This window comes from Lentisphaera profundi (assembly GCF_028728065.1).
Lineage (GTDB): Bacteria > Verrucomicrobiota > Lentisphaeria > Lentisphaerales > Lentisphaeraceae > Lentisphaera > Lentisphaera profundi.
Map to the genome: position 1 here is coordinate 347,070 of NZ_CP117811.1, position 22,796 is coordinate 369,865.

Annotated in this window: 18 protein-coding genes and 1 pseudogene; 2 read left to right on the plus strand and 17 right to left on the minus strand. The window is 39.5% G+C overall.

Annotated features, from left to right (window positions below):
- Window positions 1–6 precede the first annotated feature (6 nt).
- The 6 genes from PQO03_RS01305 to PQO03_RS01330 all read right to left on the minus strand — a co-directional run bounded on the left by PQO03_RS01305 (window position 7) and on the right by PQO03_RS01330 (window position 7,969).
- Window positions 7–3,147, minus strand: a complete 3,141-nt coding sequence (locus PQO03_RS01305) for a TAT-variant-translocated molybdopterin oxidoreductase (RefSeq protein WP_274150669.1) — start codon at window positions 3,145–3,147, stop codon at window positions 7–9.
- Window positions 3,135–3,884 (minus strand): cytochrome c3 family protein, encoded by a 750-nt coding sequence (locus PQO03_RS01310; protein WP_274150670.1) that lies wholly within the window; start codon window positions 3,882–3,884, stop codon window positions 3,135–3,137. The genes PQO03_RS01305 and PQO03_RS01310 overlap by 13 nt, the downstream gene beginning before the upstream one ends.
- Window positions 3,885–3,978: 94 nt before the next feature.
- Window positions 3,979–4,437 carry a hypothetical protein gene (locus PQO03_RS01315; protein WP_274150671.1) on the minus strand — a complete coding sequence of 153 codons (459 nt, stop codon included), beginning with the start codon at window positions 4,435–4,437 and terminating at the stop codon, window positions 3,979–3,981.
- Between the two features lie 3 nt (window positions 4,438–4,440).
- The gene (gene floA, locus PQO03_RS01320) at window positions 4,441–5,466 is read right to left on the minus strand and encodes a flotillin-like protein FloA (protein ID WP_274150672.1); all 1,026 of its coding nucleotides are present in this window, start codon (window positions 5,464–5,466) and stop codon (window positions 4,441–4,443) included.
- Between the two features lie 173 nt (window positions 5,467–5,639).
- Window positions 5,640–6,743, minus strand: a complete 1,104-nt coding sequence (gene ychF, locus PQO03_RS01325) for a redox-regulated ATPase YchF (RefSeq protein ID WP_274150673.1) — start codon at window positions 6,741–6,743, stop codon at window positions 5,640–5,642.
- 221 nt (window positions 6,744–6,964) lie between these two features.
- Complete coding sequence (locus PQO03_RS01330) at window positions 6,965–7,969, minus strand: tRNA dihydrouridine synthase (RefSeq protein ID WP_274150674.1); 1,005 nt, start codon at window positions 7,967–7,969, stop codon at window positions 6,965–6,967.
- Window positions 7,970–8,098: 129 nt separating this feature from the next.
- On the opposite strand from PQO03_RS01330, the gene PQO03_RS01335 reads away from it, so the two are divergent.
- The gene (locus PQO03_RS01335) at window positions 8,099–8,569 is read left to right on the plus strand and encodes a GreA/GreB family elongation factor (protein WP_274150675.1); all 471 of its coding nucleotides are present in this window, start codon (window positions 8,099–8,101) and stop codon (window positions 8,567–8,569) included.
- A gap of 66 nt (window positions 8,570–8,635) precedes the next feature.
- Here the strand turns inward: PQO03_RS01335 and PQO03_RS01340 are convergent, their stop codons facing one another.
- The 4 genes from PQO03_RS01340 to PQO03_RS01355 all read right to left on the minus strand — a co-directional run bounded on the left by PQO03_RS01340 (window position 8,636) and on the right by PQO03_RS01355 (window position 13,852).
- A complete protein-coding gene (locus PQO03_RS01340) occupies window positions 8,636–8,878 on the minus strand; it encodes a hypothetical protein (protein WP_274150676.1) in 243 nt (80 codons plus the stop codon).
- A 122-nt stretch (window positions 8,879–9,000) separates the two neighbouring features.
- Window positions 9,001–12,066, minus strand: a complete 3,066-nt coding sequence (locus tag PQO03_RS01345) for an SNF2-related protein (protein ID WP_274150677.1) — start codon at window positions 12,064–12,066, stop codon at window positions 9,001–9,003.
- Complete coding sequence (gene tatC / locus PQO03_RS01350; RefSeq protein ID WP_274150678.1) at window positions 12,059–13,498, minus strand: twin-arginine translocase subunit TatC; 1,440 nt, start codon at window positions 13,496–13,498, stop codon at window positions 12,059–12,061. Before tatC ends, PQO03_RS01345 begins: the two co-directional genes overlap by 8 nt.
- A gap of 66 nt (window positions 13,499–13,564) precedes the next feature.
- Window positions 13,565–13,852, minus strand: coding sequence for a Sec-independent protein translocase subunit TatA/TatB (locus tag PQO03_RS01355; RefSeq protein WP_274150679.1), 288 nt, complete (start codon window positions 13,850–13,852; stop codon window positions 13,565–13,567).
- 93 nt (window positions 13,853–13,945) lie between these two features.
- On the opposite strand from PQO03_RS01355, the gene PQO03_RS01360 reads away from it, so the two are divergent.
- Window positions 13,946–14,590 (plus strand): 6-phosphogluconolactonase, encoded by a 645-nt coding sequence (locus PQO03_RS01360; protein WP_274150680.1) that lies wholly within the window; start codon window positions 13,946–13,948, stop codon window positions 14,588–14,590.
- A gap of 222 nt (window positions 14,591–14,812) precedes the next feature.
- Here the strand turns inward: PQO03_RS01360 and PQO03_RS01365 are convergent, their stop codons facing one another.
- The 7 genes and pseudogenes from PQO03_RS01365 to PQO03_RS01395 form a co-directional block, all read right to left on the minus strand.
- Window positions 14,813–15,469: a hypothetical protein gene (locus PQO03_RS01365; protein WP_274150681.1), complete on the minus strand. Its 657-nt coding sequence runs from the start codon at window positions 15,467–15,469 to the stop codon at window positions 14,813–14,815.
- Between the two features lie 714 nt (window positions 15,470–16,183).
- Entirely contained in the window at window positions 16,184–16,639 is a 456-nt protein-coding gene (locus tag PQO03_RS01370; RefSeq protein ID WP_274150682.1) for a hypothetical protein, read from the minus strand.
- Window positions 16,636–16,911 (minus strand): annotated as a pseudogene (locus PQO03_RS01375) (hypothetical protein); the annotation flags it as partial. The pseudogene PQO03_RS01375 and the gene PQO03_RS01370, both read right to left, overlap by 4 nt.
- Window positions 16,912–16,997: 86 nt before the next feature.
- Window positions 16,998–17,288 carry a hypothetical protein gene (locus PQO03_RS01380; RefSeq protein WP_274150684.1) on the minus strand — a complete coding sequence of 97 codons (291 nt, stop codon included), beginning with the start codon at window positions 17,286–17,288 and terminating at the stop codon, window positions 16,998–17,000.
- Window positions 17,289–17,581: 293 nt separating this feature from the next.
- Window positions 17,582–18,406 (minus strand): hypothetical protein, encoded by an 825-nt coding sequence (locus PQO03_RS01385; RefSeq protein WP_274150685.1) that lies wholly within the window; start codon window positions 18,404–18,406, stop codon window positions 17,582–17,584.
- Window positions 18,407–19,284: 878 nt separating this feature from the next.
- Window positions 19,285–19,494 carry a hypothetical protein gene (locus PQO03_RS01390; protein ID WP_274150686.1) on the minus strand — a complete coding sequence of 70 codons (210 nt, stop codon included), beginning with the start codon at window positions 19,492–19,494 and terminating at the stop codon, window positions 19,285–19,287.
- 79 nt (window positions 19,495–19,573) lie between these two features.
- The gene (locus PQO03_RS01395; RefSeq protein WP_274150687.1) at window positions 19,574–22,561 is read right to left on the minus strand and encodes a transporter substrate-binding protein; all 2,988 of its coding nucleotides are present in this window, start codon (window positions 22,559–22,561) and stop codon (window positions 19,574–19,576) included.
- Between the last annotated feature and the right edge of the window lie 235 nt (window positions 22,562–22,796).

Genomic DNA, 22,796 nt, shown 5'->3' on the forward strand with positions numbered 1-22,796 from the left:
ACCTGATTATCCTAGTTCAGAATTTCTATTTTTAAGTCTACCGAGGAAGCTCGTACGAGGACGTGCATTAAGCTCGGGGAGGAGAACGTAGTTTCTTGTCTCATTCTGCATTTTGGATACTTTTGATTTTGGATCATTTTGATCACCAAAAGTAATTGCATCAGTAGGGCAAGATTGCGCACAAGCGGCCGTGAATGAATCAGTTTCAAGTCTGCCACCGAGTTCAACTTTAGCATCAATTTTTGCTTCGTTGATACGTTGAACACAGTAAGTACATTTTTCCATTACACCGCGTGAACGAACTGTCACGTTAGGGTTATGAACCATTTTCTGTACTTCATAGCGCTTGTCTTTGAAATTTTCTTGGTATTGGAAGAAATTGAAACGTCTTACTTTGTATGGACAGTTATTACCGCAGTAACGAGTGCCAATACAACGGTTATAAGCCATGTCGTTCAAGCCTTCCTCATTGTGGACAGTAGCAGCTACTGGGCAAACGAGTTCGCAAGGAGCTTTTTCGCAATGCATACAAGGAATTGGTTGATGGTAAGCACCCTCAACCTGTAAATCTTTGTCATCGTAATCACTTCTGAGTTGATCAGGCATAAATGCGCCTTTTGCAGTGTCATAGCCACTGAAAAAGTAACGGTCCATACGGATCCAATGCATCTCACGACCTTTAAGGACGCGTTCTTTACCGACAACTGAAATATTATTTTCAGCTTGGCATGAAATTGTACAAGTACCGCAACCATTACAAGCATTGAGGTCGACGACCATGGCCCATTGATAAGAGCCTTCTTTGTTCCATTCTGGGCGGTCAGGAATAATTGATTCGCCGTTAGGATCAAATTGGTTATCAAAGATAGCAATGTTCTTTTTGAAATCGGTGATGTTATCATCTTTAACTAAATCACGACCTTCCATTGCCCAGTGATCCTGAGTGGAAGCTAATTCGTAAGTGCCAGAAGCTTTTGTGATGTCAGCTTTTGTCCAAGTAAGAGAATTGGCATTTCTTAGTTTATAAGCATTGAAGCCAGCGCCAGTTCCTACAGGTCCAGTAGTGGTTCTACCGTAGCCAAGGCTAACAACTGCAGTTTTATCAGCAATACCAGGAACAATCCAAGCTGGGATTTTTTCGCCATTAACGTTGAGGTAATCACCGTTTTGTACGCCGAGGTCATTGGCAGTTTTGAAACTGAGTAGTGCCGCGTTATCCCAAGTGAGTTTAGTGATCGGGTCAGGGAATTCCTGCATCCAGCCATTGTTATTGTAGCTACCATCAAGAAGGCTGTAATCAGCTTTAAAAACTAATTCAAAACCACTTTTGTATACTTCGACAGCTTCTAAGTTGGCAATTGCTTTAGAGGCATCCAGTGAAACACTTGTTGTCTTGTAGGCGGTATTAGGAAGTAGGCTACCGTGTACAGCTTTTTCCCATGCATCTCCTTCGAGTGAGTAAGTGGCCTTGACTAATTCAATACCTTTTTGCTTTTTACTCTGAATGAGTTGAGCAAGAAGTTCAGCATCACTTACGGCGCCAAAAAGAGGAGCAATGAGTGGCTGAATAATGTTGTCAGAGCCGTTAGCTGAGCGTGTGTCACCCCAGTATTCTAGGAAGTGAGCTTTTGGAATAGCTACTTTAGAAGCAATAGACGTTTCGTTAAAGTGAGACGTTAAATGAAGCGTATTAATTGTCGCTATTTTTTCAGCAAATTTAAGGTCAGCAGGTGCATCGTAAGCTGGGTTGCCACCGAGGATGAGAAGGTCTTTGATCTTGCCTTCGGTAATAATTGTGCTGAGTTCTTCAAGTGATTTGTCACTTACTTTAGCTGCGCGCTCTGTAAATGTTAGAGTTTTACCATTATTGCCAAGGGCATCATTGAGTAGGAAGCCTAAAATCTGGACGGCAACACTTTGATCATCGCCAACTAGAATGACTGAGTTTTTGCCAGCTTTTTTAAGGGCGGCTAAATCACTTGCAATAGAGGAGATAAATTCAGCGGAAGTTTTTGTAGTTGTCAATGCGTCTTTCGCAAAGTCATACTTGCTTTCAAAGCCTTCGATGAAGTTTCTTACAGCCGCTTCGAGTTTGATATGCTTACTGAGTTCTTTACTCAATGCAATCATGAATTCAAATGTCGCACTTTCAGCTAAGCGGTAACGGTGATCAGAGTTTGATCCAGTTACAGAGAAGTTTGCTTCGATTGAGTAGAGACGGTTGATTGAGCTTTTTGCTAAGGCATCTTGATCGCCTTTAGCGACTTCAACACGGCGTGCATCAGCAAATTCTTTTGAGAGTCTGAGTGAATCACGGCCAGTCATCATGAAGTCCGCGTTAACGGCAACAATGGCTTCAGCGTTTACTAAGCTGTAGTTAGCTTGTAAGTCATTCGCTTTTTTGCCTGTGAGAACTTTAAGTGCGTGAGTCGCGTTATTTTCATTGAGAACTTCCCAAGTGAAAAATTGTGCTGCAGAGTATTTTTTACTTAGGGCATCACGAACGTCTTCTTCACTTTTAGAAGTAACTGCAGGGGAGAGGATGGCAATGCTTTCGCCTTTGCTAAGTTTAGCGTCAAGTTTAGCGAGTTCTTCGCCAAGTTTCGTCCAGCTATCCTTGATATGCTTTCTGTAGAGAGGAGTCATGCCCTGTTCTTCGTCAGCACCGTTAAGGACTTTGCCATTCTCTACATACTTTACGTATTGGAGGCGGAATGGGTCATAAAGGCTGAGCAGGTCTGCTTGAGCATGCTTATCTGTTTTTTCGCCGTTCGCAGGGTGCCCTGGAAGACCGTCGATTTTAGTAGGGCGACCTTCATGGCTTTTAGCAAGTATACCTAAAGATCCGCTTGTACGCGGGATAGCAGTGGCATAGAATCTTGCTTTACCAGGGATTAAACCCTCGGGAGCGCTTGCGTAAGGAAGGATTTTTTCTTCGGGTCTTCTGCAGCTAGTAAGTCCACCAGCACCAGCAAGAGTCATACTTGCGGCCATGATTTTCATAAAGCCACGACGACTGAAGGATCCTAGCTCGGATGCACCTTCTGGAAATTCTCTTTCCAAATGTTCTTTGAATTCTGGGCTCTCGGCGAGTTCATCTAAACTGCGCCAGTAATGTTTTCCTCGATTGGAGTCTATCTGTGACATGCGCTGCATCCCATAATTGGAGGGTTGAGGTTTTTCGTTTCTTTGATTTTTTTCAGCTCATCTTCTTTGTTGAGGCCAGAGTCATCCCATGTCCACGCTAAATCGGTAATTCTTACGCTATCTGGACGGATGTGTTTTTCATGGTCTTTATGGCAATCTAAGCACCATCCCATGCTGAGCGAATTAACTTGTTTTACCACTTCCATTTGATCGATACGACCATGGCATTCTACGCAGCTTACACCAGCGCGAATATGCACTGAGTGATCGAAGTAAGCATATTCAGGAAGTTTGTGAATTTTGATCCACGGAATAGCAGCACCCTTATGTGGGTTCTCTATTTCTTCATTAATTACTGTGGCGCCTTTCTTGTCAAATTTGTGATCAATCACATGTTTCTTAATGATTGTATCTTTTTGGATGTTTGCAAGTATTTGAAGTTTAGGGCTATCAGTTTTGACTTTACTGTGGCAATTCCAGCAAATGTCTGAATGAGGAACTGATGCGTGAGGGGATTTCTCTACGTTAATATGGCAGTAACGACAGTCTAGACCCATTTCACCTGCGTGAAGTTTATGTGAGAAGGGGATCGGTTGTTCTGGACGGTAACCTACAGTGAGATTTTTGTCCGTGAAGTAAAAGTTAACTATGAGTGCAATAGTGACAATCGTAAAACCAGCTGTTAAAAAAATAACAGGTTTGATCTTGTCGATGCCCTTAGGGAATATGGTCTTCAATGGGTAATTCCTTACGCTATTTGTATGATTTGAAAAATTTGACGGCTAATCTAAAAGAAGTCTTTTTTTTGTCAATGCTATTTTAATGTTATTATTAAGGCTCATAGGATTTAGCTTTGCTAAGAACAGTGTTTAAAATGAACGCTTGACGAAGTGTTTTTCTATTTTTGTAATTGAGACTATGTCTCTTTTTGTTTCTTGTTTTCGTAAGTCCTTCTGCTTGAAATGTTTGTGAGCTATAATTATGAACAGTTCTGTATGGGTCGGGACTTTCTTTGATCTTGTGAGTGAAAGTTGTTAGCTGAGAGCTATAATTTTCATCGTTAATATTTTTTTTGATATTTTCAGTTTTTGGAACAGTTGTGAGGGTTTTATTTTTGAGTTTGAGTTCTTTTGGAGGTGGTGGAGGCTTTACTTCTGGTGTTTTCTCCACTTCCTCAAGCCACTCAGAAAGGTCGGTAGCTTGGCCTTGCTCGCCGTTTTTGTTTTGCGTTATTTTGTTATAGACAAAGCTTATAACTGCAAAAATAATAAGACCAACAATGCCATCCATGATTTACTCGCCGCTATCGTCGTCTTTTGCGATCATTTCTCGCATTGTGGTGTCGGCCTTGAGGTTTTCGAGGCGGTAGTAGTCAAGGATACCGAGATTACCATCACGCATAGCTGCGGACATCGCAACTGGAACTTGAGCTTCAGCGTCAACAACTTTCGCTTGCATCTCTTGAACTTTCGCAATCATCTCTTGCTCGAGTGCTACAGCTGCGGCACGGCGCATTTCCGCTTGTGCTTGAGCCACGCGTTTATCGGCTTCGGCCTGATCTGCTTGGAGTCTGGCACCAATATTTTCACCAACGTCGATGTCGGCAATATCAATGGAGAGAATTTCAAAGGCAGTTCCGCTGTCGAGGCCTTTGCTCAATACAGTTTTGGAAATTGAGTCAGGGTTCTCTAAAACTAATTTGTGTGTTATCGCAGAACCAATAGTAGTTACGATACCTTCACCAACACGTGCAATGATGGTGTCTTCGACAGCACCACCAATAAGTTTTTCGATACTAGCTTTCACAGTGACTCGTGCTTTAACGCGTAATTGGATACCGTCTTTGGCAACAGCGTCAATGGTTAAGCGTCCAAAAGCAGGATCTGGACAGTCAATTACTTTGGGCATTACTGACATTTTAACAGCTTCAAAAACATCGCGTCCTGCGAGGTCAATAGCACAGGCTTTTTTGAAGTCGATCTTAATTCCTGCGTTGTTTGCTGCAATAAGTGCATTGACAACATTGATAACATCGCCGCCTGATAAGTAGTGAGTTTCGAGATTATCTACACTTACGCCTTCGAGTTGGGCACGGCAAGATTGTATATAGGCGAGCGTTAAGAGTTTTGGGTTGATACTTTTTAATCTCATCATAACCAGGTTGAGTGGACTTATATAAGCTCCGGAAGACCATGCTTGAATGTAGAGGTTGAAAAATGAAAAGAGAAAAAAAGCAAGAACGAGTAGGACGAGTAAAGCAATTACTGAAATAGCGACTGTAACAGTGTTACTCGCGGCGAAAAATGTAAAAATGTTCATTGGCACTCCTGTGAATTATATCTGCTTATTATATATAGTTAATAAGAAAGCATCTAGGACAAAAATCAGTTCTTCGAATAAAATTCATTAGTTTTTATCATCAATTAATATCTAGAAACAGAAAAGCACCACTTTGTTTAAAGTGATGCTTATCTATGGAAATCTATCTGATTTTATTTAGCGTTGGTCAAAAAGAGGATGACATCGCCATCTTGCACTAAGTATTCTTTGCCTTCAACACGGACTTTGCCGGCTTCTTTTGCGCCTTGGCGTCCACCGTGTTCAATAACGTCTTCAAAAGCAATGACTTCAGCACGAATAAAACCTTTCTCGAAATCACTATGGATTACGGCAGCAGCGAGTGGAGCTGGGCAATCTTGTGGGATTGTCCATGCACGAACTTCGATCTCCCCTGCAGTTAAATAAGTACTTAAGCCGAGAGTCTCATAGCTCTTTTTAATAAGGCGATCGAGACCGGATTGTTCGAGTCCGACATCGGCGAGGAATTCAGCGGCTTCTTCTTTGTCGAGCTGAGCAATTTCTTGCTCAATTTGAGCACAGATGGTGACAACACCAGCATTTTCTTTGGCAGCGAAATCACGAACTTGTTGAACGTACTCATTATTCATTTCAGGCAGGTCGTCTTCAGAGACATTACAGCAGTAAATCATATCTTTTACAGTAATGAACATGTAGTGCTTGATCAGAGCTTTTTCTTCTTCGTTCAAATCTACCGAACGAATTGCTTGGCCTTCGTTGAGCGCAGGAAGAACTTTTTGGAGGACTTCAATTGTTTTTACCGCTTCTTTATCACCACTGCGAACTTTTTTGCCTAGGCGTTCGATATTGCGATTCACTTTCTCTAAATCAGCAAGAGCAAGCTCAAGGTTGATAGTTTCGATATCGGAAAGAGGATCAACTTTGCCGTCGACATGGACAACATCATCATTGTCAAAACAGCGAACAACCTGCACGATGGCATCAGTATGCTGGATATTTTCAAGGAATTGATTGCCGCGTCCTTCACCTGAAGAGGCTCCGCGAACGAGCCCCGCAATATCAACAAACTCAATTGTTGCATACTGGACTTTATTGGGTTTTACGATGATAGATAGTTGTTCCACACGCGTATCGGGAACGGGTACAATGCCCACATTGGGTTCAATCGTACAAAAAGGGTAATTTGCGGCTTCAGCACCCGCGCGGGTGATGGCGTTAAAAAGAGTTGATTTGCCGACGTTTGGTAGGCCGACAATACCACATGCTAAACTAGACATAGCGAGTTTCCTAAAATTAAATTCTAAAATGTTCTCCCTCTTAGTACTTTAAGAAAGTTTTTTTGCAATATGGAGAGGGCTTAGTACTAACGGATTTAATCGCTTCCATCAAGAATGATTTTAAACTAGGATCTTAATCTATGAGTCTGTATCAACTAGAATTAAAATAATTTAGAGTTTTCTAAAAGGAGTTTTTGCGATCATTAATATTTTTTGAAAACTCAATCGAAGTGAAGATCGAGACTCTTGAGTAAGGCCTGAACTTCTTCAAGTTTTTTGGTGACCATGATTTGTGAGCGGAAGGAATTGGCGCCAGGGAAGCCTTGAGCATAGATTTTGAAGAATCTACGAAGAGTAAGGAAGTTTTTGTCCTGTCCCCAATAAGCGCTATAGAGTGAAGCATGTCGCCATAGTAGGGCAATTTTTTCTTCTGGCTCAGGTATATTATCTCCTAAGAGATCCGTGTTGAAAATCCAGGGATTATGAAAAACTCCGCGGCCAATCATGGCGCCGTCAAGCTTGTGTTCTTCGCAAAGTTGATGAGCTTGCTCAATGGAGCGCACGTCGCCATTGCCCCAAAAGGGAATGTCTGGATTGATTTGGTCACGAACGCGAGCACCTTTTGCGATTTCTTCCCAGCTAGCTTGCCCTTCGGATTGCTGTTTTTGCGTACGCCCGTGCAGGGTGATGGCAGCGGGTTCAACTTCTAAGAGATGAGAGATCCATTCTTCTGTCTTATGTTCACTAATACCCGTTCGTGTTTTTACACTGACGGGCAGTTTCGTGGCGCTCTTAGCCGCCAGGACTAAGTCTTTAGCGATGTCAGGAGTATTGATCAAGGCTGAACAACCACCTTGTTTAACGATTTTGGGTACGGGACAGCCCATGTTGATGTCAACGCCGTCAAAGATATCGGGGTCAATATGTTTTGAAATAGCTTCGGCAAATTTCTCGGGATTCTTGCCCCAGACTTGAGCCACTATTTTAACGTTTTTTTCTTTGAGTAATTTTTTTTCAACATCAGAAATAATGAGGCGGTGAACAACTTTGTCATGTCCAATGGGGTGGCAGAGGCCATCGGTGGAAATAAATTCGGAAAAAACGACTTGGAGGTTTTTTGGCTGAGCGACTTCTAAAAGGATTTGTCGAAAAATCGTATCTGTCACATCTTCCATGGGTGCTAGGGAGATTCCGGGCTTCTTGATGTCTTGCCAAAAATTATTCATGTTTTAGTCCTTTAAAAATATGGCGGCAATATGGCACATTTTTTAATTTAGGCCAATCAAAAAATAAGAGTTTAAAAAGAGTAGCTCTTTGACGTTTAGTTTTTGTATTGCTTGAGTACATTGATAACTATGAATAAAAATGAATTACTTAAAATTATTATTGAGCGTTTACAGGCAGATTATAGCGAATCGGTGAACGCGATTAATGAGACTGCTGAGATTGCTACTCATGAAGAGAATATTGCCAAGAGTAAGTACGACACCAAATCTATTGAAGCATCGTACTTAGTTGAGGGACAATTGCGCCGTAATGCCGAACTTGAAGAAGAGATTACTTCTTATCAGGCGATGCGCATTAAAACTTTTGATCAGAACTCAAGGGTGTTACTTTCTGCCTTGATTAAAGTCGAAGATGAAGATGGCAAAATCATTCAATTCTTCATGGGACCACAGGCGGGAGGTATGATCATTGATAGCGTGCAACTTATTACTCCCCGTTCGCCGTTGGGGCAAGAGTTACTTGGCAAGTATGTCGGAGACGAAGTTTGCGTGAGTTTGGATAATGAACTCAAGACATATAAAATCATAAGTTTAAGCTAGATTCATCCTTCCAAGTGTTTTTAGTAAAAGCACTACAGATCCTGTAGTGCTTCGATTTACTTTACTCTACTGGACGGGCATTAAAAATATACCTAAGGCGTAGAATGGTACCGCAATCAAACCCTTCAAGAAGGAACTTTTGGCTTCTTCCCAGTGCATAATCACAAAGAACAGGCTGACAAAGGGGACAAATATATAACCGAGACCCCAAAGCAATGATTCTTTAAATGCTTTCATTAATAATATGATACCAAAGACCAAAGCAATGATCATTCCAATAACTAAACATACTGTTGCTAGTGCTTCCATAAGACACTCTCCTTTTATTTTTTTTTGTAGTAGGGAGTGAAAATACCAATATGATTGGCACCTCCTAAACACTCCATAGCTAATTTAGCATGGAGTCCTTAGGGTGTCAAAGTCCTAGTTTTTTAGCCTAGGAGGAAGCGTATGTCATTCTCAGAAAGTTCAGAGGAAGATTTAAGTGAGCCATCAATAAGTTGATCGAAAAGCTTTTCTTTTTCTCCTTGTAATTGAATGATTTTTTCTTCAATAGTGTTTTGCGCCACAAGTTTAATAATATTAACCTTACGAGTTTGGCCAATACGGTGAGCACGGTCACTTGCTTGGTTAACAACCATTGGATTCCACCAGTTATCGTAGTGAATGACTGTGTCAGCACCGGTAAGGTTGAGCCCTGTACCACCCGCTTTTAGGCTGAGTAAGAAAAATTGAATGCTGTCGTCTTCATTAAATTGATCCACCAAATCTTGGCGCTTTTTAGTTGAGCCATCGAGATAGCAGTACTTGATGCCTTGCTCGTCTAGCCAGTTACGCATAATAGTGAGCATGGAAGTGAACTGACTGAAAACCAGGGCACGATGACTTGAGTCACGGATTTCTTCGACGAGTTCTTGGAAGAGTTTGAATTTAGAGGATTCAATTTCTTTAGCATTGAAATCTTCTGGCAAAAGTGCTGGGTGAGAGCAAGTTTGGCGTAGACGTGTGATCAGAGATAAGATATCTAGGCGACGTTTTGAGAAGGCGGTTTTATCTTGCAGGATGTCTTGCAAGAAGTTTTCGGCAATGCCTTTGTAGAGCTCTTGTTCTTTATCGCTAAGTTTGAATTCGATAACCTGTTCTTGCTTCGGTGGAAGCTGTGGTAATACATCTTTTTTAAGACGTCTTAGGATGAAGGGACGAAGTTTTTTGAGGGCAATATATTGTGCCTTGGGATTTACTTGATCTTCTTTGAAGGCGGCTTCGAAATTTTTCTTGGAGCCCAATAAACCGGGAGAAAGGAACTCAAAAACGGACCAGAGGTCAGCAGCAGAGTTTTCTACAGGTGTACCAGTAAGTGCTAGGCGACTATCTGCGTTTAGGCTTCTGCATGAAAGCGCGCTTTGTGAACGGTGATTTTTAATATGCTGAGCTTCATCAAGAACTACGGTATCAAAACGTACTTTCGAGTAGTGATCCATATCGCGTCTTAAGAGTGAGTAAGAAGTGATGAGCATATCGTATTCATAGCGTTCACCAATGACTTTTTTACGCTCATTACCATCGCCTGAAACGATACAGGTTTTAAGTCCTGGAGTGAAGCGCTTGGCTTCTTTTTGCCAGTTATCCATTAAGCTTGAAGGGCAGACAATGAGGCATGGCTCAGTTTTGTCTAGAGACGCGAGCATGGCGAGTGTTTGGATAGTTTTACCCAGACCCATCTCGTCGGCTAAGATAGCGCCACAATTGGCATTTTTCATATTGATTAACCAATGCAGGCCATCGACCTGATAATCACGGAGCATTTCGGTAAGAGACTTGTCGAGCTGGCTAAGATCAGCAGTTTGGCCGTTGACCATGTCGTAAAGTCCTGCCCAGCTAGACTTTTCACTGGGATCAAAGAAGCGCTGTAGCAGCGTACTGATTAGCAGTGCGTGGTGACGAGGGAATTGTATTTTGCCACGATTCGTCATGTTGAGCTCAGGTAGAGCTGAAACAGTTTCTCTTAATTGATTTTCGATGCGAATAAGTGTGCCATCTTCACTGAAAACGAATTCTTTGTTGAGTTGAACCGCTTTCTGGAGGTCATTCCAAGTGATGAGGTGGTCGTCTTGTGAACGAAATTTGAGGTCGACATCAATGAGTTGCTTATCTTCTTTCTCAGTTATGACCGTGAGGCCTGCTACTTGATTGTTGAGAAGAGCTTTTTGAAAAGATGGAGTACAGCTAAAATTCCATAAAAGTGGCAGGCGGTTTTCTTTCCACGCCATAGTGAAAGCCACGATTTTATCGAAGCCGCGAATCCACCAATAATTATTTTCTTCTTCAAAGCCAAGTTTGATTATGGCTTCGATAAATTCTGCCTCGAGGTTGCGGTCGCGGCAAATGGTTTTATTGCCAGAAGGGATGACGTAATTTGCTTCGTTATAACGACATTGAACATCGCCATAATCAAAGAAAAGGTCCATTTTAACTGAGATATCCTGCCAGCCGAGTATGAGGCGAGGCTGGAGGGCCTGATCTTTGATGACTTCGTTACTATCTTCAAATAGGGGGAGAATAAAGTCGCCTTCAGGCAAACGTGAGAGATGAATTTTGCCATCATCAAACCATTTTTTCATGGTTTTATAAGGGAGTTTATCGTTCACTTTCCAGATATTATTATTGAGCATAGCCCAAATGCCATCGTTAAGGTAAAGCAAATCAAAGTCACTGACATCAACTAAGCTGTCGAGCTGGAAAGCAGGAATGATAGCAAAGCCATCGTTTTCCGGGAGGCGACGTAAGCCAGCATGGAGATCCTCGCTGATCACTTGAACGATTTCACCTTCTAACTTTATGTCTTTCCCTTGACGAAGTTTGAGGATGCGATTCAAGAGACTTGGTTTTACGATCCATAGGCGACCTTCTTTGGGGAGATCGGCGAGTAGGTTCATGATTTCTCTATCATCGATATCGAAATTATCTATGGTGAGTTTTGCAGGGCCAGTGCCGGTCTCAATTAAGCTCTTGAAATTCGAGGAGGAAAACTTTCGTTTCTCATAAGTAATATTGATTTCTAAATTATAGAGCGTGGGATTGAGGGCAGTGACAAAAACGTCTAATCCAGCTTTCTTTTGGTTGAGGTTTAATAATAAACTCTCGAGAGAAGGTGTGCTAGAACGACTGATAGTGATAGGTGGCTGCGAGGGTGCGAGATCTTCTTCTTTAGTACTGAGAAAAAATTTTGCGCTATCAGGGAAACGTTTTTCCCAAGCAAGTAGTGCTGCAGCGGCATGTTCACAGGGTGAGCCACTAACGCCACATGAGCAGCGATTATGTACTTGCTCAGGGCTCAAGGTGATGTCGACTTGCAATAAGCGACCACGTTGAGCGGCAACTTTGGCGTTGAAACCATTCGGGCGTTGGCTCAATGCAATAACTAAGCCTGCATCGGCCATTTTTTGAGCGTGGGAAATAGTTTCTGGGCGGCAGTATTTTTTGAGAAAATCAATCACTAGTTTCGGCCTGTGGGTTAACAGCTGGGGTTGGTGTGGCTTGGGATATTTGATGGAGTTCGATTAAGTCAGAGCCATCTAAGTTTTTGGCTTCTAAAATGAGAAGCTTAGCTTTGATTTTGGGCCATTGACTAGCGTTTTTGAATGCGGAAATAATTTGATTGATATTGTTTAGAGTCATCGAATCTAAGCTGCGTTGTTCGCGAAAATTGTATTGGTAGATGAGCTCATTATTGGGCCATAAGTAGGTTTGGCCATTGAGTTCAAAAGCCCATTGAGCACGGAAATTGATGGGTAAATTAATATAATTTTTGAGCTCTACATCGAAACTTTGTGTTTCTTCTTGAATATCAAGAATAAAGTTGGATTGAACTAATCGGGCGCGTTCAATACCCTTGAGTGTGTCCCAGTGTTTAGCTAGTTCCGTGAGGAGTTGGACGCGATCATCTTTTTCTAAGTCGCTTTGTTCTAAAGTGGAAAAGAGCTTTAATCGGGATTCAGGATCAGTAATGAGTTCTTGTACATCGTCATTACTTAATTGGGTTACTGGAGCGGTGCGATCTTTCTTGAGTTGTTCAAGGTATTCGGCGCCGCTAATCATTAAATAGGCACCGCCAGTCAGTAAAACGATAAGGGCAATGACCGCTTGTTGGATTTTTTGGCGAATGCTTTTGCCTTCGCGTTTACTTTCAATCAAGCCACATAAAAACAAACTGATCTCAAAGATGACATAAGCGGGAATACCAATCATACATTGAGAGAAAATATCTGGTGGCGTGAGTAATGCTGATACAACGAGGATGGAAATGAAAACCAAACTTCGCGAAGAGCGCAATTTTTCGAGGCTAACAATATTGAGTGCGTAGAGGATAGTGGTGATTACGGGAAGTTGCGCCATGAGCCCTGATGCACCACAGATTTGTAATGCGAAACTAGTAACGCTCGCAAGACGCGGTTTATATTCGACGCCGGGGATGTCTTGTGAGTAGAAGAAGTCGAGCGTTGCTGGGAGGATATGGAAGTAGGCAAATGCAGAGCCTCCTAAGAACAATAAAGTAGAACTAACAACGACGTTTTTCCCCCATTTTTTCTCTTTCTCATAGAGGGCAGGACAAATGAAGTTCCAGGCGAGGTAAGTGAGGTAGGGAATCAACATAAAGCCAGCAATAATGAGACCAACTTTTAATTGTTCCATAAAAGTTTCTGCAGGCATGATTGCCTGAAGTGTGGGGACTTTTGTCATGGAAGTCAACTGACCAATAAGCGGCTTCGACATAAAGGCGCCAAAAGGGAAAAAGATAAGTAAAGCAACTAAAGCCTTGAAAAGGCAAACGCGCAGATCATTTAAATGATCTAGGAGTCCCATCTCTTGGAGGTTGCGCTCGCTTTCTTCGTCGTGGTCAAAATCGTGTGGGTCGGTGTGATTATTCATAGTCAAGAAAAAAACACCACCCCATGATTATAGGGTGGCGAGAAATTTGGTTTGGTTAAAGGAGAATTATTTGGATTCGCTTTTTGCGGCTTCTTTTTCTTCATCTTTTGCAGTGGGTTTTTCATCAGTTACGATGTCTTCTTCTGCAGGAGGAGCAATCTTTTTTGGTTCTTCTTTAGTTTCTTCGTCATCAACGGCGTCATTGAAAGCACTTTTGGCTTCATTAAATTCACGTTTAGCTTTACCGAGTGAGCGCGCAAGTTGTGGAATTTTTTTAGGTCCAAAGATAAGGAGTACTGCAACGACGATCATAACGATTTCTGGTGTACCCAGGAAGGCAAGTGCTGTATTCATAATTAATTCCTAAAGTTTATGCATGAAAGCTGTTTAAAATTATGGTCTTCACTTTAATTTACATGCCAAAATACTCAAGGAGAATAAGTGATAATGCATAAAATAAAGAAATATGATAGTTTTGCGGGCTTAGCAAAAGAATTAGAAGCATCTCTTGGTGGGCTAGTTGTGCTATCTGGTGGATCGACTTTACCACCACTCATCCAAAGTTTCAATGACTTAGGTGCTTTGAACGGAAAAACGACTTGGACATGGAATGATGAGCGCTTGGTTTCTTACGAGGATCCAGGAAGTAATTTCGGTACAGTTCGCGACCTTTTAGGAGAAGACGATCTCGTGCCATTACCATTTGCGGATAATGAAGAAATGGCTTCAGGCTATATGCAGTGCATTAGTGAAGACAGCCTTCCTGAGGCAGATTTACTTTTGTTGGGCTTTGGTGACGATGGCCATATTGCGAGTTTGTTTCCAGGTTCAGAAGCTTTAGAGACTGAAGGTAAAGATACCGAATGGCTCGTTCGCGCGACGGCTTCTTATGAGCCTAAAGAGCGTTGGAGTTGGACAATGAATGCCTTGACTCGCTCGAAAAAAACGGTTGTGCTCTTTAAGGGCTCTCTCGATAGCGATAAGGGAAAGATTCTCAGTGAAGCACTCGAGGATCCTAATTGTACTTACCCACTAGCGCGTTTTTTACGGACGACGAAAGGTGAAGTGAGTATTTGCCAAGTAGAAGCCTAAAGCGACTCGATTTTATGAAGGGCTCGTTTAAAGCGAGCCTTTTTTTGTGCCTGGATTCTATATGAAGATGAGGGGGTTTTCTCTAGTATTAATCCCCTGATATTTCCTAGTTGTCCTCGTGAGGGAAACTTAATGGGGATTAGTTTGATTTCGTACTCACCAACTTTTGGGGAAGTCTGCCTTGCCAATGTTAAGGGCATTAATTAGTAGGAGCAATTTTTTTTAATCAGGTATTTCTGTGATTTCTATCCATCCAGATGGACAACAGTACTCCTCGCGTCGGGTCATTACAGTATCTAAGAGATTCTTGTAATGCACCCAGTATTTAGTTTGTTTATCCCCATCGATTTCTACAAGTAGAACATTGTGGTTGATTTTGTCATAGGCTTCCATAACACTAAATATATGTCCTTTAGGTTGTTCTCCATAAAAAGAACTTCTTCCAATATTAAATAACAAAATGTCATTGCGATCACCGTAATGAGATAAGTGTATTCTGAATAGGTCAAGTGATTGGTAATAATCGATCTCTTTACCATCTTTAATCTCTGAAGTTAAATAATTGACTGATTCGTGAATTTCGGAAAAAGAAAGTTCTTTAAAACTACTTATTTCAACTTCAGTTTCTTTCATTATAAAACCGTCTTTAGTCAATTGGTTAAAAGATACTGAGAGTAATGAGTACTTGATATTTTTCCCTCGTTTTCTATCATCATGAATCTCATTTTCTATACCTTCTATTCTTTTGCAATTTGCATCTTTCATTAGATTTTCAGAATGGGAAGAATCTTGGTCTATAACTGTGATTTCCCCAGGAGTACTTTGTAATACACAAGCAACTAAAAGTGTGCTCATGACAATCCATATTAATAATTTCATAGTAACCTCTTTTCATCTTTTCATCTTTTCATCTTTTCAGGGAATACCCCTACAAGTCGTTTAGGTCGTTTGTTAATAAAAAGTATGACTTGAAACTATTCGATACAAGAGACTTTTTTTTGAAAAAGGATCAGTAACAGCTTTATTTAAAGTAAAAGCAATATTCCTGGTTCGGGAAGTAAGCTTTACATTTGTTTTAAATGATGGCAGGCGACTTGGTGGTTATCACTATGTTTCACGAGTTGGGGTACTCGTCACGACAAATTTGGGTGGCATGTGGGCAGCGAGTCGCAAAAGGACAGCCCCAATGCCATAAATTTAAGAGGCGGGGAAAATAATCAGCCAGAAAAATTGACTAATAAATAATAGTATTCGAACTGATTCTCTACCCCCATTCAATGCCTTGATCGAGTGATTCTGGGATTTCTTGAGCTGCGCCAATAAATGAGTCGCTGAACAGGCTGATTTTTGGTGATTCACTCTAAAAATAGCTAATAATCTCCTGTGTTCGTCCCTGGGTTTTTTCTTCAGTAAATCTACAAGTCTTTATTTTTCAACACTAAACACTGGTTTTGTAGCTCATATAAAAACGTTTTTCACTCTTATTCCGAGCATAAGAAAATTGCCTGCCATCACGAATATATATAACTTGGTGTTTAGTAGTTTCACAGAAGCCGCGAAGATGTTTTATGCTATTAAAATACAAGTCGTGAATCACACTTCTAGCGAATGACCGAAAACAGCGAATTGCTTCTGTAATATTGAGCTTTTAAGCTTTTTTATTTCCCCATTTTTAAGCTTTTTATGGCTTTGTTCTTTTATGTCTTCGTCGACTTGAAAGGAAAATACACGCGTCATATTTACCAGTAAAATACTGGAATTAAAGTCTTGTTGAGCAGTGAGCCATGAGAGCCCCGACCAGTGCTCAATCTCCACGCTTATTTTGTAAGTTTTGAATGCTCCTTCAATTCTCCTACGAGCTTTGTATATGGCTTTAAATTCTACTGTTGGGTAAGTTTCTTGATCCATGAGATTGGTGACCATTATGTAAGTTGTTTCAGCTCCTTTTGGATCAGTCAAATGATAGCGAATGAGGCGAAGTTCTAAAGATTTAATATCGTTAACGCCAGCCTTATCTATTAAAGCCTGATGCCTTTCTGATGAGGTCAATTTAGAAGGTCTTTTAAAAGTGGCGACATCACCCCTTTGTTACTTTTTATGAATTTCTGAACTGGTTTATGGTTTGTTTGGGAACGAATAATAAACTTTATTCCCAATGAACAAAGTAAGGCATAGAACCAATAGCAGTTGTAACCGCGATCCATAACAAGTACATCGTTTGTGTGAACTTGAGGTAATTGTCCTATGAGCATTTCCATTTCAGTAAATGCGGTGGGGTTTAGTTGGGCATCAATAGCAAGCTCGTTCAAGAGATCATATAAAAGAGAGCAACGAGCAGATGGTGCTTGTTCCTTTTCAAGGAGCTTACCTTATATCGATCCCTATGTGTTTATAATGACGAATCATGTCAGTTATAAGCACTATCTTCTAAGCGCATGTTACTCCCGTCAACACCTATGGCTCGAAAGCCACAAAAGTTTTTGAAATTTGGGTTGATAGATTTGTAATAACTATTAGGTAAAAGCTTATCGACTGCAGTGAATGCACGAGGGTGAATCTTTTTTCGCGCTTGGCTATAAGCTTGAGGTATAGGAGTTTTTTCAGGGCTTAAATTATCAGGATTAAAGCTTGAACGCAAGGCACTGGAATAGCTTTGGTTTGATTGAAGTAATTGCCAAAAAAGTGTGGGGAAATTCAAGGGGCTTGAACGAGTGAAATGCGCAGCGGAGGTTTTATGCTCCTGAATGAGGTTTTCAGATTGAACTTCACTTAAAATACTGTGTATTAAATGTATGTCACTTGGGTTGGCTAAGGACTTTCCTCGCGTCAGATTTTCGTGAATTTATCATACTCAACCTTTTTTATATGTTATAGACCCTTAGTGGGCCATGATAATATAATCCTATCTCACTGAATGTAAATGAGTTAAATCTATGTTTATGGCATTGGGACAGCCCTTAAGGATTTCTGGAGGCGAGGGGGTTATATTTATTATTTGTGGGCCTGAAGCTTATCGTTTTTTTGAAATTTCGAATATCGGATTTTTTTCAGTTCTAACCAACCAGAGGAACAATGGTATTGGTTTCTACGAGTCATTGCCGTATCAAAAAGGTTTTTATAATGTACCCAATATTTAGTTTGTTTATTACCATTTACTTCGATCAATAAAACATTGTGATGGATTCGGTCGTAGGCAACGACCATACTGAAAGTATCATCCTTTGTTTCCTGTCCAAAAAAAGAGCTTTTTCCAACATTCAATAATAGAATATCCTTACTTGCAACATAATCATATAAATGATTTCTGAATAAATCGAGGGACTGAGAATAATCTATTTTTTCGCCGTCGTTAATTTCAGAAATCAAATAATTAACGGATTCGTGAATATCTCCAAAAGTAATTTCCTTAAAACTACTTATTTCAGTTTCAGTTTCTTTCATAATGAAAACATCTTTTACTCTTTGGTTCATAGAAATAGAAAGTAGAGAATAATTAACTTCTAAGCCTCGTTTTTTAATGTTATTCAGTTCATTTTCTAAAACTTGCATTCTTGTGGTGTCAGTATTTTTAATAAGTGCATGACTCCGCGAAGAGTTATACTCGATTACTGCGATTTCTCCTGGCGTAGTGCTGAATACACAGCCCATTAAAAATAAACTCATTACAATCCATAGCAAATGTTTCATCATAGCCTCCATAGTCTTTTTTTTATCTATATTAATTAACTCACTTTCAATTTTATTTACTTCTCCAGCTTGCTTCTTAATTAAACTTATGGTGTACAAAGAATGGGCACAATAAAAGCGATGGTTCATCTATGGGTCAGATAATGATACTTAGGTGAATCTTCATTTTTTTACAAATTATTAATCCAACTCCCTCCCATTTAGAGTCATAAGACATTGTTAATCAACAAGAATTACTTTTTCAGTACTACATTTTACTGAAACACCATATACTTGTGCGGGTTTTTAATAGCTAGATGGGAATAGGTGTCCATGTGAACTAGCTCCGGAAGTGTGCGGATGTTTTTGAAGCAAGTAGAAATAGATTCCTCCTTCCATTGCAGGCTGGAGCGTCGGTGGTTCTGAAGGCTAAGGCGTAGTTCATGCCATTTCTGTGGTTCACATGCCAATAAGAGGCGATACTCAATATTCGCTAGTAAATGATAAGCTAAAATGGAGAGGAACAAGTGAGCCTTGATGATTAACGGGACGAATCCCTAGATCAGTTTTTATTGAGCAAAAGGCAATCTCGAACAGAGTGAGAGTCGTGTAAGTCCTCCAAATGAGTTCTTCATTGCCATCAAATCCTGATGTAGCACCCTGTCAAATGAGTTTCTGTCGGCTTAATTGTATAAGTGAGGCTTGAGTGATTTTCGGTAAGATTGAGCTCAAAAGTTTATGGAAGCCACTGTATGTTTTTTTGATTCTTCCTAAACGCTCATGGATTGTCGTCGATTTTTCACTCGCCCTGAGCTAATTGATTTAAGCAGTGTATCTAAGCTTTTGCTTGCGCGCTTAATTTTTTGCTCACGCATAGCTTGTCTTTCTCTTCACGCGCTTCACTGCGGCAAAGAACTTGATTACCAATTTTTTTGAGGTGGATCGTCTGACCCTTAGTATTGCTAATCTACTTAAAGCCCAGCCTCGGAGAGAATTCATCTTTAAATTCGGGTATTTTATTGGCACTCCTATATACACTCAAAAACCTCGCTTTTTATAGGTTGGGCATGCTCATCAACGATAAGGGCTAAGTTTATGAGGGCATTTTGATTGCGCTTGTCTTTAGATTTATCATGTTTTACAAGCTCATTGTCTTCGGCTTTACCCTCAACGTAAAAATTGCTTAGGTTAAAAAGGAATAAGGTCTTTTGGTGATTTATTTTATCATAGGCTTCCATTGCACTACTAGATAAAATAGAGGTTTTTGATGAAATTATATTATTTGAAGTAGTGAAAACGTTACTCACAGTATACGAGTCAATTCGTATCCCATCGAGCTTTTGTTTTTCTTAAAAAATTACTCCACTCTGATTTCGTCTTAGTGCGAGGACGAAGTTGAGGTGAAATAGGACGTGGCGATGTCCATTTTATGTGATATTCTCCATCATCTTCTACATGTGCAATATGTACATGTCTCCAAATGTAATCATTGTTTTCGTCAATATATGTCAAGCCTCCTGGACCAAGGAAGGAAGAACCTCTTAGAGAAACTTTTATTTTCTCGAGAGAGAATGATTGTGCACGTTGCACCGCTTTTGCCCATAATTGAATGCCACAATAGGCAGACTCCATAAAGCGACCTATCCGATCATGATTATTATATTTTGATTTATATCGTTGAATGAAATTATCGTTTATAGGATTGTTATTATTTTGAAAGTAATTTCCTATTCCATACAAACCGATGCAATACTCATGGGGGATTTTAACAAGATCATCATCGGTTAAGTTAAGAGGTGCAACTTTTATATTCAAGTCAGCCAAGCCACAGTCGTGGAATTTCTTTAAGAAAGAGATGTTACTAGCAAGGCTAGTAAGTGTTATAATAATTACTGCAGGTCTTTGTCTTTTGATGTCTGCTACTATCCTGTCAAAGTTAAGTTCATCAAGAGCTGCGTACTGTTCTGCAAGGATGGTGCAACCATAGCTTTTAATCGTCTCAGTGAGGTGTTTGTTTATGATGATGGGTTGAATGTCGTCCGAGCCAAGAAGGTAAAAAGTATCCGAGTCTTTCTTATTTACGAACCAATCAATTAGTGGTGAGGAGTTCAAATTGCTCGTTGAGCCAGTGTATAGAACATTATTAAGGTGTTCCATTCCTTCGTGGTTAAAAGGATAGATGGTTAGACTATCATTATGATTATTAATATCCTCTACAAGTGCCTTCGTATTTGATGTCGAACAAGAAATAATAGTATGAATTTTTTTCTTTGTAAGCTGTGTGAAGTCATCAAAAATCTCGTATTTTATCTGTTTATTAAGAAGACCACCATTAAAATTTATCTCATCCAAAGCCATAATAGAGGTTTTTAAAACACCGTCTTTAATCTTATCACAATTAACAAGTCCAACCTTATAGTGACCCGAACTATTTTTCAAATTAATACAGTTTATCGGCTTAGGTACTGATGCAATTAAATTATTGAGTGAATCTGGACATGAGTAGTCTAATTCTTTATTCATTTCATACATAGATGCATTCAGATTGGCAATGTGCTTCTCGAATTTTTTAAGTTTTAATCGAATTTTATCAGAGTCCGTTTCATAATGAATTTCAAGTGCTTTTTTAAGCATGTCGTGGGCTTTGTCTGTACGGCGATTAATTAGATAAATTTCTATTAATTCGAGATATGTTTTAATTAGATCTTCATTTTTTTGAGAAAGACTTAATGCGATATTAAGTACTTTAATAGCTTTGGTAGGGATGTTTAACAGTTTCAGTAGAGTTCCTTTCAAAAAAAAGAGAGAAAAGGACCTGGTGTTGACCTGAAGTGATATAGCGGTATTAACTTTTAATAAAGCTTCAGAATATTCTTGTTGATCAATAAGTGATTTAGCCGATCCTTCGAGAATAATAGAGGCGTCTTTAAGCATCATTGATTTTTCTAAATGGTAGGCATAATTGTTTTTATCCAAAGATTGAAAGTGTTGAGCGATATTCTTGTGAATCGATACTTTTTCTATCGGTGGAATATTACGGTAAACAATTAAATGAACTAGACCATGATAAAAGGTGAATGAATCATTATCCAATTGTTTGAAGAATTTTAATTCAACAGTCCGAGCGGGATTAAATTCATCAAAAGAGCATATCTTTTTAATGGATTCCAGAGAGAAGGTGCCTGTCATAGCGGAAGCTGTTTTGATAAACTTAAGTTCATTGTTAGAAAATAATAAAAGCTTTTCTTTTATTAGTATACTCAATGTCGGAGGAATGGTCTCAAGCACCTGTGGGTACTGGTTCAAAAGCATTTCGAGAAAAAGAGGATTGCCATCGGCGAGGCTTATACATGTGTTTTTGTATTCTTCCGAGATTTGAGGTGATGTATCGGTAATAGATTTTATTTCTACGTCACTTAATTTGTCTAACTCAATAGTTTTACAATTAATATTTAAAACATTACTATTTAATAATAAATCTGAAGGGTCACCAGTCAAACGACTACTAAAAATGAAATCACAGAAGTATTTGTGTGCTTGTGATATTAGTATTTTCAGGAAATCTAAGACGTTTTGTGGAGCAAAATGTAAATCTTCAAAAATAATAATGGCGTTTGTGCTGAGAGAGTGACATAGAGTTAAGATTAACTCAGTTTCCAAATATACTTTATCACTAAAATCCACACCAATAATAGGTGATTGATGCTTAGTCTGCAAGATTTTATTTAAGTAGTTTTTAAATTGTATACTTATATTCAGACTCTTGATGGCTTGTTCAATTGAAAGAGTGTTATCTAATGTATGAGGTTTGATCTTAAAAAGAAGTTGTTTTAAAAGATTTTTTATAAGGTCTGGTTTTGTTGTTTGTCGTATTTGAACAGTCAAGTAGATGCGTTGGTACGAATTAGGTGAGAGAGAATTGATGAATTTCTTAATGAAATGAGTCTTTCCAATTCCAGCCTCCCCTTTTAGATATATTAAGGAATTTTTTTGTTTATTAAGATTATCATTTAAAAATTCAGTGGAATCTTGCAATAATATTGTTCTAGTAATAAATCTTGTAGGCTCAAGTTGAGTTTCTTCTGTAAGTAATTCTGTGACTTCAACCTTTAAAACTTTAGCAATATCAATAGCTGTATTGTAATATACTTTTGCGCCTGACTCTGCTCGTTTGAGAGTGGAGATCGACATGTAACACTTTTGTTCGATACTTTTTTGAACAAACATTTCTCTGCTGAGAATCATTTTTTGACGCGATTTTTTAATTTTTTCTCCGTTAAGGGAAATCCTTCCATTTTCATTCATTTCCTCATTTCCTCATTTCCTCATTTCCTCATTTCCTCATTTCCTCATCAATAACTTCATATAGTTTTCTTTTAGTGAGTATAATTCACAATTTTTCGGGTAAAGGCTAAGTTATATTATGAAGATTTAAAGGGCAAGTTTATTAATGAAATATTAACGATAAAAGAAGTTTTATGTGCAATTCTTCATCAACGGGTAGGAATCCCAAGAGGCGGTGTGTTAGGTGATAAAATAA